Below are 13,414 nucleotides of genomic sequence, written 5' to 3'. Positions count from 1 at the left end.
AAGCACTAGGTAACAGGAAAGAAACCACTCGTCACGGAAAGTGTCAATACCCCTAACTGGTAGGGGCATTGTTTGGGGAAAACCAATCAGTTCAATCAAATAGACTGGGTCACTGTTGGCAAGGCAGGTTCAACTCGTTGCTGATCTTGTTTTTGTTGGTGGAACTCTGCCGTGGCCTGATCCAGCAAAGCCTGTTCTTTGAGTAATGCCACATGCATTTTGCGATACATTTTCAGGGAGTAAAAACTGAAAGGACTGAAGAACAATTTGATGATAACCGGCATCAGCTCAATGGCGATAAAGAATATTTTCAGCATCCAGCTGAACAACACCGCTGCTTCACCCAACTCAGGATCAGCATGAATTTTATTCAATGCCAGATAGCGCACCAGCATGCCGGTTTTTTGTTCATAAAACAAGCCATCATTGATCAGCTTAGTGCGGTAAGCCAATAGCTTATCCTGCTTGTCTTCAATTTGTTCAGTCAGCAACAATTGCTGTTGTTGCACGTCTGCATTTAACTGATCCAATCGTTCATCATTGATGGTCAGCGTGGTGGCTTTCTCACTCAGGGTGTTACTTTTCAGTTGATAGTCATTCAGGGTTTCAGTGGTGGCAAGAATATTGGCTTCGATGGATTGCAATCTGGACTTGGTGTCATCGATTTCCGCTTCAATGACCGGTATCAATTCAGCCAGCTGGGTATATGTTTTAACCGCTCTGTCGTATTTGGGGCCCTCTGTCGGGGGCCTGCCATCTTGCCCGGTACGCTCCAGAATGGCTTCATTGAACCAAAATTGATAGTCACTTCTGGTTTGGGTCAGGCGCTCATTGAGTTGCGAAATGGTGTTTATGGTGTTCTTCTGATCCCTTTGCAATTCTTCCAGGGTCACCTGATAGTTATCAATGCTGTTACCCACTGTATCCTCATCATAAGACTCATCAGTGTTGCGAATTTGTTCCTGGGTGGTACGCAACTGCAACACTTCCTGTTGCAATTGAGCCAGTTTATTTTCCGTGGCGTTCACGGTTGTATCTAATTCAGTTTCGTAGTCCGCCATCCTGGCAAAGTACTCCTGGTTATTTGAAGCCACATCTTTTTGAATTTGTTCGTCGATGGCATTGGCTTGCAAACTGATTTCGGCCAGGGTAGCCAGACCAATGGCAATGATCAATGAGTAAATTAACCTGGGAATCAGGCCAAACAATTGCCTGATCGGCAGTCCTTGCTTAAACGGATTTCGCAACGCCCAATCCGAACCAATGATGGCCTGATCGAGAAAGAATAAAGTCAGCGCAAAGACAAAGCCAATGGTGTATGCTGCAGTGGGATTGAGGAAAATCGACACACCATAGGAGAACAGCAGGAAGGTGAAGGCGAATGTCACCAGTTGTCTGAACACCATGGCATATGCCAACATACGGTCATAGCGACCACTCTCGGCCAACACATCGGTATCAGTCAGTGACAGGAAAGCGCATATTCTGAACCAAACAGACTCACTGACAGATTCATTTCTACTCATATACAGACCTCTTTTTTTAATGTACAGAAGTCTTTGTTAAGGACTTCACAAATTATCCGGTTGCCATGGATTTAGATTTGTGACTTCGTATTGTTGAATAAGTTCAGTTCAATTGCTACAAATTTAGCATATTTTTAAAGAGCAACTCAAGACTCTGGAAACAGTTCCTGTTTGAGGAGTTCTAATTCACTGGCCTCGTCATGTTTTCCCAATGCCTTGAGGACAATGACCAGATGCTGGTAGGTTTCCTCGTCCTGAAGGTTGTCTTTGATGGCCATACGCAAGTATTTCTCTGCTTGCGATAATTCACCCTTTTGATAGTAAATCCATCCTACTGAATCCTGAATGGCTTTGCTCTCTGGATTCAATTCATAGGCCTGCATGATGTATTCATAGGCTTCTTCAAGATTGATGCCTCGCTCTGCCCAGGTGTATCCCAATGCATTCAATGCGTCCGCGTGATCTGGATTGTTGCTGATGATGGCGCGTAAGTCACGTTCAACATCAGCCAATCGATCTTGTTGCTCATACAACATGGCCCGGCTGTACAATAAATCAGCTTGCTCAGGAAACAACTTCAGTGCCCGGTTAACCAACATCAGGGCATCATCATAGCGTGCTTGCCTGCGGTTCAATTCTATTTCAAACTGATAAGCCGGAATGGCATGTTGTTCAGGGCCATTCTGCACTTGACGGAACACCACAGCAGCACGGTCATCATTGCCCTGCTGCATGTAAACCCGACCCAATAGCAAGCGGGATTCGGCAAGTAACTCTCCCGAGCTTACCTGAGACAACAGCCTGATGCTGTCATCATAGGCTTCCATCCACATGGCCAGCTCACCCATTTCCAACATCTGTGTTTCTGTCAGTTCATGGGTTTGGGTCAAGGCAGCCAATTGGGCATAGTCTTCAGCTGCCTGTTGCTCATTGCCGTTTTGCAGCAACAACACTATTTTTCGGTACAGCAAGCCAGGTGATTCAATATTATTTTCAAGTAATTCAATGGCTTCATCGCTTTTATTTAAGTAATTTAGCAAGGTAGCATATTGACCAATATAATCATCATTGCGAGGATCCTTGCTCAGCAGCCATTGGTAATCTTCACTGGCCAATTGCTCGTTTTCCAGCAGCAAATATAACCGTGCACGCCAGTAAACAAAACGTTCTTTTTTTTCTATACCTATGGCTTGATTGATCAGTTCCAGGGCTTGTGGGTGTTTTTTCAATTGGGTATTCACCCTGCTGAACCCAAACAATTGCTCAGCATCCCGCCTGACAAATCGCATTTGCAGGGCTTCTTCAATCAATGGCGATGCCAAATCATCTGGCATACTCACCAATGCCATACGGATGTACTCCCAGCGGTCATGCTCTGTTCCTGCCAGGATCATCATTTGCCTGATCTGATCAACGGCAGTACCATATTGTTGCGCCTTCAATTGTTCCAAAGTGATTTGTTGCAAATGAGTCCAATCGAGAAAGGACTGGGCCGGGTCTTCCTGATTAATTTGTTGTTGTTTTTGGCATGCGGTCAACATCATGGTTAACAGCACAATTGAGGCTATGTTTTTGAATTTCAGGTTCATGGGTATCATTGGTTTAATTGGGTCAGCAAATCGGCCTGGTTTTGTTGTATGAGTGGCTCTATCACCAGATCCAGGTCACCATCTATGATTTCATTCAATTTATAGATTGTCAAGTTGATCCTGTGATCACTGATTCGACCCTGAGAATAATTATAAGTTCTGATTCTTTGCGAACGATCTCCACTGCCTACCTGAAGTTTACGGGATGCCGATTGTTCTGCTTTGACCTTGGCTTGTTCCGCATCAAGGATTCTCGCTGACAACAGGGACATCGCCTTGGCTTTGTTTTTGTGCTGTGACCTCTCATCCTGACATTCCACCACTGTATTGGTCGGCAAATGAGTGATTCTGACCGCTGAATCAGTGGTGTTGACGTGTTGCCCCCCTGCGCCAGATGAGCGAAAGGTATCAACCCGCAAATCCGCCGGGTTGATGTTGATGCTGTCTACACTGTCAACTTCAGGCAAAACCGCTACGGTACAAGCCGACGTATGCACCCTACCCTGAGACTCGGTTTCCGGAACCCGCTGAACCCGGTGTGTGCCGGATTCAAATTTAAATTTTGAGTAGGCTCCCGCTCCATCAACCAGGGCGATGATTTCTTTGTATCCACCATGATCGCCTTCATTAACGCTGATGACACTGATTTTCCAGCCTTGCTTTTCTGCATAGCGACTGTACATCCTGAATAAATCACCAGCAAAGATGGCCGCTTCATCACCACCGGTACCGGCACGTATCTCCAGGTAGATGTTTTTATTGTCATTGGGGTCTTTGGGTAGCAACAGTATACTGAGCTCCTGATCAAGCTTTTCTAATTGCAATTCACTCTCATTGAGACTTTCCCTTGCCAGGTCTTTTAATTCATCATCCTGCATCATGTCCAAGGCATCAGCACGGTCCTGGCTGGCTTGCTGATAGGCGCGATAATTGAGTACCAACGGTTCAATTTGCGCATATTCTCTGGCCAGGTCACGAAACCGGTCGGTCGAGGACATCACCTCAGGATCAGACATCAATAAAGCCAGTTCTTCATAACGCTCTTCGGCCAATTCAAGCTTTCTGGCAATTTCAGATTTCATGACTGCCATCCAGGTCAAACAAATCAGCAATCAGGTCGATGTGTTCCTGATTACCTGAGTCAATGACTTTTTTCATCGCCACCATGTTGACATGGGCCATTTTTTGACTGAGTTGATGAGCCACCGTATTGATTTTTTCCTGCCAATCATCCGGTAGTTTTTCAGCTCCATTGTTGGTCAATACCTGTTTTTTCAGGCCGGCAACTTTTTGCTGGTATTGTTTCAATAAATCATGGTGTTTTCTGGACTGCAACCATTGATTCAATAACGCTGCTTCCGCATCAATGATTCGCCTGGCTTCTTCCAATGTGCTTTGCCGGCGGTGCATATTTTTGGTGATCACAGCCTCCAGGTCATCCACCGTATACAGAAAAGCGTCATCGAGGTTTTTAATCTTTTCATCAATGTCTCTGGGAACAGACAGGTCAATCAAAACCATGGGCTTGAACTTTCTCAGCTGTAAAGCGTTGTTAACGGCTTGATGATTAACCAGGATGACAGGGCTTGCAGTGGCTGTAAAAATCAAGTCAAAATCGGCCAGGTTATGCGGTAAACGATCAAGTGGTAAGGTATTGGCAGAAAAATGGCCTGCCAGTTTTTGTGCCCGTTCAACAGAACGATTACTGACCGTAATATGCGTGGCCTGATGATTGATCAGGTATCTGATCAACAATTCAGCGGTTTCACCGGCACCCACAATGAGTATGTTTTGTTCATCAAGCGAGCCAAATATCTGTCTTCCCAACTGAACAGCGCAATGCGCCACTGAAACAGGGTTTCTGCCAATTTCTGTTTCCGAACGAACCATTTTTGCCGTTTTAAAAGCCAGTTGAAATAGTTTATTTAACTCACTGTTTATATTGCACTTTTTTGCTTCATCGAAAGCCCTTTTCACCTGTCCTTGTATCTGTGTTTCACCCAATACCAGTGAGTCCATACCTGCAGAAACAGAAAACAAGTGGGCCGCACACTGCTGATCTGTTTTTAAATAAACATAATCTGCCTGATGATTGAATTCAAGGATGTCATCAAGGGCATTGAGCAACCGACTGACAGAAGGCGTAGAAAAATAATACTCTGTGCGGTTACAGGTACTCAGAATCGCGGCAGAATCGATTTCGGGGTGATGACAAAGGTGATTGAGGTGCTCAGCGTAATCGGTTTCAGCCACCGTGAACTGTTCCCTGATGTTAACATCAGCAGTCTTGTGATTGATTCCAAGCAAACATATGGCCATGGTTTGTGTTTTTGCACGACGCCGAAGCGACTATAGCTGAACGCCTAACTCTTTAACTAGATTGACAATTTTATCATGCAACTCCTGCGCAGTTGGGGCCAACAAGGTTGAATGACCAATTTTTCTGCCCGGCCGTGGCTCTTTACCATAAACATGCCAGTATAATTTGGGCGTATTGATGCTGAGGATATGATCAGGGAATGCGCCGATCCAATTGAGCATAGCCGCCATTCCATCCATTTCAGTAGAACCAAGTGGTAAATTTAAACCAGCCCGCAAGTGATTTTCAAATTGTGAGGTATCAGCTCCTTCAATGCTCCAGTGACCTGAGTTATGTACCCTTGGTGCCATTTCGTTGACAAAAACTTCATCACCCGTTTGGAAAAACTCAACCACCATGACACCCACATATTTGAGAGTTTCAGCCATCTTCTTTGCACAAGCAACAGTCAGTTCATCAAGCTCTGAATGTTTGGCAGGTACTATGGTGGTGGTGAGGATGCCTTCTTTGTGTTTGTTCTCACACAATGGCCAGGTGGTTATATCACCCAATCCATTACGCGCCACAATCACCGATACTTCACGGTTGAATGCAATGCGTTTTTCCAGAATGAGGTCTTGGGCAAACAATTCATCAGGAATCTGGTTGATGTCAGTTGGTGCACTGATGCGGTATTGACCCTTGCCATCGTAACCCATGCGCCGGGTTTTCAGAATGGCATCATAATCAAATTTTTTAGCCGCAAACTTCAGTTCCGAAAGGCTGTTGATGGGTTCAAACTGCGTGGTGGGAACCCCAACTGAATGACAGAATTGCTTTTCCATCAGTCTGTCCTGAGCGATTTCCAAAACCTCAGGACTGGGAAAAACCGGTTTCTTCTTTTGTACAAAACGCAGGGTTTCTACTGGAACGTTTTCAAAATCAAGGGTCACCACATCGACTTTTTGGCAAAATTCTTCAAGTGCCAATTCATTGTGGTACTCAGCTGTCATCAATTCACCAACCTGGCCGGCACAGGCCGTAGGCTCAGGGTCAAAAAACACAAATTCAAAACCAAGTGGATAGCCAGCAAGGGCCATCATTCTGGCCAATTGTCCGCCTCCAAGTATGCCAATGACAGCACTCATTATTCAGCCAGCCGGATCCGGGTTATTCAATACTTGATCAGTTTGATTGAGCCGGAATTGACGCAAAGCATCAGCCACCTGATCATCTTGCAGTGCCAGAATGGACGCAGCTGACAAGGCTGCATTTTTGGCTCCTGACAAACCAATGCTCATGGTCAACACCGGAATACCTGCTGGCATTTGAGCAATTGATAATAAGGAGTCCATGCCACTCAATGCTTTGGACTGGATAGGTACTCCAATCACCGGCAGTTGTGTTTTGGCCGCTACCATACCCGGTAAATGTGCAGCTCCACCGGCCGCTGCTATGATAACCTGAAGGCCACGATCGGCAGCCTGTTCAGCATACCTGAACATTTTATCTGGGGTGCGGTGAGCGGAAACCACTTCCTGCTCAAAAGCCACGCCGAGTGTTGTTAATAAACCGGCACAATGTTGCATGGTCTCCCAATCTGAGCTGGAGCCCATGATCAGACCTACCTGTGGTAATGAGTCACTCATGTCACAGTGTTTTGGTAACCATGATGCAGTAAGAGAACAGCGCCGGCAGAATGACCAACAAGCCTAATTGGGCCAGGGCATTGATGCTAAGCACCGTCTTGACATCAAAACCAATGTCAATGGCCTGGTCAGTATCAGACTCTTCAAAGTACATCACTTTGATGATTCTGAGGTAATAGAAAGCACCGATCACAGCAAAGATAACCGCGATGACTGCCAGGTAGATAAAGCCTTGATCAACCACTGCTTTGAGCACATACAATTTTGAGAAGAACCCGATCAATGGAGGAAAACCGGCCATAGAACCTACCAACAATAACATCATGAAGGCATACCAGCCATTGCGTTGATTCAAGCCTTTGAAATCACTGATTTTATCAGCTTCAAACCCTTTGCTGGAAAGCAATACGATCATACCAAAACCACCAATGGCCATGATGGTATACACAATGATATAGAACATTGCTGCAGCCACACCGTCAGGTCCACCAACCAATCCCAACAGCATGAAACCAATGTGCGAAATAGTTGAATAGGCAAACAGCCGCTTCAGATTGGTTTGTTGCAAGGCAAAAATATTACCCACCACAATGGAAACAATGGCCAGCGTGGCTAACATGGACTGCCAGTGAATGGCCAATACATCCAGACTTTGCCCAAGGATTCTGACCGCCAGGGCAAAGGCCGCAATCTTGGGTGCTGAGGCGATAAATAAGGTGGTTGCAGTTGGCGCGCCTTCGTAAACATCAGGAACCCACATGTGAAAAGGGGCCGCACCCAGTTTAAAAGCGATGCCCACAATCACAAAAATCAGCCCTACAATCAGAAACATGTCATTGTCCTGACCAGCGATGGCTTGTGAAATTTCATTGATTTGCAAGGTGCCTACGGCTCCATATATCAGTGACATGCCATACAGCAACATGCCCGATGCCAAGGCACCAAGGATGAAATACTTCATAGCGGCTTCGTTGCCATGTATGTCATTTCGGTTATAGGCCACCAGTGCATAAGAACACAAAGCCAGCAATTCAAGGCCAAGGTACAAAGCAATGAAGTTATAACCGGAAATCATAACCATGATTCCCAAGGTGGCAAATAACAACAAGGCGAAGTATTCACCTTTCATGTTATTTTGTTGTCTGAGGTATTGTTTGGCATAAAAGAACACACCAATCATCAACAGGTAAACAACAATTTTCAGCATATCACCAAAACCATCACGAATGAAGGTGTCGTTGAACAACAGTTCTTGACTGAATTCAGCGGTAGCCACATGGTCTTTCACCGTCAGGATGATGGCAAACACCATGGTGATGGCTGACAGGAACACCAGAAAACCACCTTTGTTTTTGTCCGTAAACAACCCAGCCATGAGGACCACACAGGCCATACTGAGTACCAGGATTTCCGGTAATGCGGGAATTAATTCTGACCAACCAAACATTTATATCACCTTACTGACTGAAACATATTCAATAACTTGTCGAACTGAAGCGCTCATCACTTCAATCAACGGCTCAGGCCAAACGCCCACAAGTAAAACCATCACAGCCAAAACGGCCAAAATGAAAAACTCTCTGGCAGTAACATCTTTCAATGACGCCACAGAATCATTGGTGATGTTGCCAAATATCACCCGTTTAACCATCCACAATGAGTAAGCTGCGCCCACAATCAAGGTAATGGCGGCCAGGAAAGCGATCCAGAAACTGGCTTGAAAACTGGCCAGAATTACCATAAATTCGCCGACAAAGCCGGAGGTGCCCGGCAAACCTGAATTGGCCATGGCAAAAAACACGAAGAACGCACCAAACCATGGCATGGTATTGACCACCCCACCATAATCTTTGATCATTCTTGAATGTAACCGGTCATAAAGCACTCCCACACACAGAAACATGGCGGCCGAAATAAATCCGTGGGAAATCATTTGCACCATCGCACCTTCAATGGCCATTTGGCTGTTGCCACCATTTTTCATCAGCATGAACACCAGGAACAAACCCAGTGTGACAAAACCCATGTGTGAAATTGAAGAGTATGCGATCAATTTTTTCATGTCTTTTTGAACCATCGCAACCAGTCCAATGTAGACCACGGCAATCAGTGAAAGCGTGATCAGTAACCAGGTGAATTCACCACTGGCATCCGGGGTGATTGGTAGTGAAAAACGCAGAAACCCGTAACCACCGATCTTCAGCATAATGGCTGCCAGGACCACAGAACCACCTGTGGGTGCCTCCACGTGGGCATCAGGCAACCAGGTGTGTACCGGAAACATGGGGATTTTCACTGCGAAAGCTGCCAGGAACGCAAAGAACAACCAGCTTTGCTCCTGTAATGTCAACGGTTGTAATGCCAGATCAGTCAGGTTCCAGCTGCCGGATTTATTGTATAAATAAATCAAACCAATCAGCATGAATACCGAACCAAGGAAGGTGTACAAGAAAAATTTGATGGTTGCATAAACCCGATTAGGACCACCCCAAATACCGATGATGACAAACATCGGAATCAACATGGCTTCAAAGAAAATATAAAACAGCAACGCATCCTGCGCTGTGAATACGCCGATCATCATACCTTCCAGAATCAGGAACGCCGCCATGTATTGATGGACGTTTTCTTTAATGACCTGCCATGCGGAAAGCACAATCAGCACGGTGATGAATGTGGTCAGGATCACCAGAGGCAAAGCAATACCATCGATCCCCAGGTGGTAATAGATCTGAAAAGCATCGACCCACAGCACTTTTTCAACATACTGTAAATCTGCCGTAGATGGATCAAACTGAGTCCATAAAGGCAAACTGATGATCAGGGTCAGTAAGGAAACCAGTAAGGCCACCACTTTCACCATACCTGCTCTTCCATTGCCCATCGGCAATATGGCCAAACCGCCTAATATCGGCAGCCAAATGAGCACACTTAATATTGAACCTTCAAACATATGATAACTGCCTATTTAAATACATAAAGACCAATGAAAACGATGACGCTGACCACCATGACGAGAGCATAGTGGAACACGTATCCGGACTGTAATGGTCGGATCAGTTTAGAAAAACCATTCACAACTTTGGCACTGCCATTAACGATCAGACCATCAATGAACTTGGAATCTGACCATTTCCAAAGGGCTTCGCCCAACTTGACACTGCCATTGGCGAATACTTTTTGGTTAAAAGCATCAAAGCCGTATTTGTTATCCAGGATGCGGTGAATGGGTGCAAATCGTTTCTTGAGTTTGCCGGCCAATGCCCGGTGTTTCATGTAGATGTAAGTGGCCACAGCAAATCCGGCCAACATCAGGTAAAACGGTAATGTGACAAATCCATGCAGTGCAAATCCGGCAGGACTGTCAAAATGATAGAGTCCGATTTCTTTGACCACATCATTGGTTGGTGCCACCTGAATGGCATCGGACATGAAACCGCCAAACAACAGTGGTTCAATGGTTAACCAACCGATCACCACAGAAGGAATGGCCAACAAGATCAATGGCATGGTGACTACCCATGGCGATTCATGCAGATGCTCTTTGGTGTGGTTATCCATGCGTTCTTTACCATGGAAAGTCAGGTATAGTAGCCTGAAGCTATACAATGAAGTGACAAATACGCCTAACAGCACTGCGATGTAAGCCACATCGGAGCCCCACCGGTCTGATAAACCAGTGGATACAATGATGGCATCTTTAGAGAAATACCCGGATAAACCAGGGAACCCAACCAATGCCAGCGTACCAACCCAGGCGGTGATAAAGGTTATGGGCATGTATTTTTTCAGACCACCCATTTCCTGCATGTCTTGTTTGTGATGCATGGCGATGATCACTGAGCCCGCACCAAGGAACAACAATGCTTTAAAGAAAGCATGAGTCATCAGATGGAAAATCGCCGCTGAATAAGCCGAAACACCCAGTGCCACAGTCATGTAGCCCAATTGAGATAACGTAGAATATGCAATCACGCGTTTGATGTCATTTTGCACAATACCAATCAAACCCATAAAGAAGGCAGTAAACGCGCCCACCAGCATGACAAAACTCAGTGCCACATCAGACATTTCAAACAATGGTGACATGCGGGTTACCATAAAGATACCAGCTGTTACCATGGTGGCAGCGTGTATCAATGCAGAAATTGGTGTCGGCCCTTCCATTGAATCTGGTAACCAGACATGCAAAGGCGCCTGGGCCGATTTACCCATGGCTCCAATGAATAAAGCGATACAAATGAATGTCATCATTGACCACTGACTGTCACCAAAAACTGAAATGGTTTCATCGGCCATGGCTGGTGCCTGATTAAAGACTTCGACATAGTCCAGGCTACCAAAGGTCATCAGTACAGCACCAATACCCAACAGAAATCCAAAGTCACCCACGCGGTTAACCAGGAAAGCTTTCATATTGGCGAAAATGGCAGTTTCTTTTTTATACCAAAAACCAATCAACAGATAAGAAACCAATCCCACGGCTTCCCAGCCGAAAAACAATTGCATGAAGTTGTTGGCCATCACCAGCATCAACATGGCGAAAGTAAACAATGAAATGTAGCTGAAAAAGCGCTGATAACCAGGATCATCACTCATGTATCCAATGGTATATATGTGCACCATCAAAGACACAAAGGTCACCACGCTCATCATGATGGCAGTGAGTGAATCCACCATAAAACCAACGTGCATTGACAAATCCCCGGTTACCATCCAGGTATACAGGTTTTCATTGAAGGTTGTGGCTTCACCATTGATGAACTGCATCAGCACCCTGATGGACAGGACACAGGATAAACCCACGGCACCGATGGTGATCGTGTGAGCTCCAATCCGGCCGATCCGTCTACCAAATAAGCCAGCGATGGCCGCTGCCGCCAAAGGCGCAAAAGCAATGACCATTAATGTTGTTTTCATGTCCATGACTTATCCTTCCAGCTCATTAATTTCTTTGACTTCCAGTGTTTTCTTGTTGCGGAACAACACCACCAGAATGGCCAGACCAATGGCTGCTTCAGCAGCCGCCACCGTCAGAATGAAAAACACAAACACCTGACCTTGCACATCATCCAGGTATTTGGAGAATGCAATCAGGTTGGTGTTCACTGCCAACAGCATCAGCTCAATAGACATCAGCACCACCAGCACATTGCGCCGGTTAACAAATATGCCTGCCATACTGATGACAAACAGCATGCTGGAAACAATCAGGTAATGTTGTAAACTCATGAGTCTTCTCCCTGGCCTTTCTCTGCTTTCATAGAAACCACCCGAATGCGTTCAGACGGGTTAATGTTGATTTGCTTACTGGCATCCATTTGTTTATTGCCGGGACGTTTTCTCATGGTCAGCATGATTGCTGCCACAATGGCCACCAGCAAAATCACTGCCGCGATTTCAAACGGATATACATATTTGGTGAACAGTTCCATACCGACTTCAGCAACGTTACTGTATCCCTGCTCTTGTCTGATCAGCTCATTGGTAGGAATCTGTCCGCTCAGCTTGTAACCAAACAACATCAGTAATTCCACCAACATGGCAGCAGCAATCAATAAAGCCGCCTTGGTATAGGACTGTTTCAACTGTGAGGCTTTGGCTTGCTTAACATCCAACATCATCACCACAAACAGGAACAGCACCATCACTGCGCCCACATAAACCAATACCAGGGTGATCGCCAGAAACTCGGCTTCAATCAGCAACCAAAGGACCGCTGTGTTGAAAAAACACAGCACCAAAAACAAAGCAGAGTAAATGGTGTTTTTTACACTGACCACAGCCATGGCAGAGCCAACTGTGAATGTGGCAAACACATAAAAGATTATCTGCTGGAATAATTCAGGACTCATCATCGGTATTTCGCATCTTCTTGTTTGGTTTTAGCAATCTGCTCTTCATACATGTCACCCACAGCCAATAATTGCTCTTTGGTCATGACATTCTTACCCATGGATTCAAAATGGTATTCATGAATGTCGGTCTCTACTATGGAATCCACCGGACAGGATTCTTCACAAAACCCACAATAAATACATTTGAATAAATCGATTTCATATTTGGTAGTTCTTCTTGATCCATCTTCCCGAACATCCGAGTCAATGGTAATCGCTGCTGCTGGACACACCGCCTCACATAATTTACAGGCAATGCAACGTTCTTCTCCATTGGGATAACGACGCAATGCATGTAAACCACGAAACCTGGGTGACTTTGGCGTTTTTTCTTCAGGGTATCTGACCGTAAACTTTCGCTTAAAAAAGTACTTTTGTGTCAGCATCAAACCCTTGCGGATTTCATTCAACGTTAAACTTTTTAAATACCTAACTATTTTAGTCATTCTATTTC

The 13,414-nt window shown here is 45.4% G+C and carries 12 protein-coding genes; all 12 read right to left on the bottom strand.

Annotated features, from left to right (window positions below):
* Positions 1-95 precede the first annotated feature (95 nt).
* The 12 genes from B0475_RS12915 to nuoI all read right to left on the bottom strand — a co-directional run bounded on the left by B0475_RS12915 (position 96) and on the right by nuoI (position 13,406).
* Positions 96-1,526 (bottom strand): DUF4407 domain-containing protein, encoded by a 1,431-nt coding sequence (locus B0475_RS12915; RefSeq protein WP_077412284.1) that lies wholly within the window; start codon positions 1,524-1,526, stop codon positions 96-98.
* A 146-nt stretch (positions 1,527-1,672) separates the two neighbouring features.
* Positions 1,673-3,115, bottom strand: coding sequence for a tetratricopeptide repeat protein (locus B0475_RS12910; RefSeq protein WP_157892940.1), 1,443 nt, complete (start codon positions 3,113-3,115; stop codon positions 1,673-1,675).
* Positions 3,116-3,120: 5 nt separating this feature from the next.
* On the bottom strand, positions 3,121-4,197 hold the full coding sequence (gene prfA / locus B0475_RS12905) for a peptide chain release factor 1 (protein ID WP_077412361.1): 1,077 nt from the start codon (positions 4,195-4,197) through the stop codon (positions 3,121-3,123).
* Positions 4,187-5,434 carry a glutamyl-tRNA reductase gene (gene hemA, locus B0475_RS12900; RefSeq protein WP_077412282.1) on the bottom strand — a complete coding sequence of 416 codons (1,248 nt, stop codon included), beginning with the start codon at positions 5,432-5,434 and terminating at the stop codon, positions 4,187-4,189. The genes prfA and hemA overlap by 11 nt, the downstream gene beginning before the upstream one ends.
* A gap of 30 nt (positions 5,435-5,464) precedes the next feature.
* Positions 5,465-6,562, bottom strand: a complete 1,098-nt coding sequence (locus tag B0475_RS12895; RefSeq protein WP_077412281.1) for a 5-(carboxyamino)imidazole ribonucleotide synthase — start codon at positions 6,560-6,562, stop codon at positions 5,465-5,467.
* Positions 6,563-6,565: 3 nt separating this feature from the next.
* Positions 6,566-7,063 (bottom strand): 5-(carboxyamino)imidazole ribonucleotide mutase, encoded by a 498-nt coding sequence (purE, locus tag B0475_RS12890; RefSeq protein WP_077412280.1) that lies wholly within the window; start codon positions 7,061-7,063, stop codon positions 6,566-6,568.
* Between the two features lies 1 nt (position 7,064).
* Positions 7,065-8,510: an NADH-quinone oxidoreductase subunit NuoN gene (gene nuoN / locus B0475_RS12885; RefSeq protein ID WP_077412279.1), complete on the bottom strand. Its 1,446-nt coding sequence runs from the start codon at positions 8,508-8,510 to the stop codon at positions 7,065-7,067.
* Positions 8,511-10,016: an NADH-quinone oxidoreductase subunit M gene (locus B0475_RS12880; RefSeq protein WP_077412278.1), complete on the bottom strand. Its 1,506-nt coding sequence runs from the start codon at positions 10,014-10,016 to the stop codon at positions 8,511-8,513.
* 11 nt (positions 10,017-10,027) lie between these two features.
* Complete coding sequence (gene nuoL, locus B0475_RS12875; protein WP_198538264.1) at positions 10,028-11,989, bottom strand: NADH-quinone oxidoreductase subunit L; 1,962 nt, start codon at positions 11,987-11,989, stop codon at positions 10,028-10,030.
* A gap of 3 nt (positions 11,990-11,992) precedes the next feature.
* Positions 11,993-12,295: an NADH-quinone oxidoreductase subunit NuoK gene (gene nuoK, locus B0475_RS12870; protein WP_077412277.1), complete on the bottom strand. Its 303-nt coding sequence runs from the start codon at positions 12,293-12,295 to the stop codon at positions 11,993-11,995.
* Positions 12,292-12,921 carry an NADH-quinone oxidoreductase subunit J gene (locus B0475_RS12865; RefSeq protein WP_198538263.1) on the bottom strand — a complete coding sequence of 210 codons (630 nt, stop codon included), beginning with the start codon at positions 12,919-12,921 and terminating at the stop codon, positions 12,292-12,294. Before B0475_RS12865 ends, nuoK begins: the two co-directional genes overlap by 4 nt.
* A complete protein-coding gene (nuoI, locus tag B0475_RS12860) occupies positions 12,918-13,406 on the bottom strand; it encodes an NADH-quinone oxidoreductase subunit NuoI (protein ID WP_077412275.1) in 489 nt (162 codons plus the stop codon). The genes B0475_RS12865 and nuoI overlap by 4 nt, the downstream gene beginning before the upstream one ends.
* Between the last annotated feature and the right edge of the window lie 8 nt (positions 13,407-13,414).

This window comes from Marinicella sediminis (assembly GCF_002000055.1).
Lineage (GTDB): Bacteria > Pseudomonadota > Gammaproteobacteria > Xanthomonadales > Marinicellaceae > Marinicella > Marinicella sediminis.
The sequence above is the reverse complement of the archived record's forward strand: the minus strand, read 5'-3'. Positions and strand labels throughout refer to the sequence as shown.

Bases quoted from the DNA above. Each gene is read 5' to 3' on its own strand.
- purE (WP_077412280.1), bottom strand. From the start codon at position 7,063: ATGAGTGACTCATTACCACAGGTAGGTCTGATCATGGGCTCCAGCTCA.
- nuoI (WP_077412275.1), bottom strand. From the start codon at position 13,406: ATGACTAAAATAGTTAGGTATTTAAAAAGTTTAACGTTGAATGAAATC.
- nuoL (WP_198538264.1), bottom strand. From the start codon at position 11,989: ATGGACATGAAAACAACATTAATGGTCATTGCTTTTGCGCCTTTGGCG.
- B0475_RS12915 (WP_077412284.1), bottom strand. From the start codon at position 1,526: ATGAGTAGAAATGAATCTGTCAGTGAGTCTGTTTGGTTCAGAATATGC.
- nuoN (WP_077412279.1), bottom strand. From the start codon at position 8,510: ATGTTTGGTTGGTCAGAATTAATTCCCGCATTACCGGAAATCCTGGTA.
- B0475_RS12880 (WP_077412278.1), bottom strand. From the start codon at position 10,016: ATGTTTGAAGGTTCAATATTAAGTGTGCTCATTTGGCTGCCGATATTA.
- prfA (WP_077412361.1), bottom strand. From the start codon at position 4,197: ATGAAATCTGAAATTGCCAGAAAGCTTGAATTGGCCGAAGAGCGTTAT.
- B0475_RS12910 (WP_157892940.1), bottom strand. From the start codon at position 3,115: ATGAACCTGAAATTCAAAAACATAGCCTCAATTGTGCTGTTAACCATG.
- B0475_RS12895 (WP_077412281.1), bottom strand. From the start codon at position 6,562: ATGAGTGCTGTCATTGGCATACTTGGAGGCGGACAATTGGCCAGAATG.
- nuoK (WP_077412277.1), bottom strand. From the start codon at position 12,295: ATGAGTTTACAACATTACCTGATTGTTTCCAGCATGCTGTTTGTCATC.
- B0475_RS12865 (WP_198538263.1), bottom strand. From the start codon at position 12,921: ATGATGAGTCCTGAATTATTCCAGCAGATAATCTTTTATGTGTTTGCC.
- hemA (WP_077412282.1), bottom strand. From the start codon at position 5,434: ATGGCCATATGTTTGCTTGGAATCAATCACAAGACTGCTGATGTTAAC.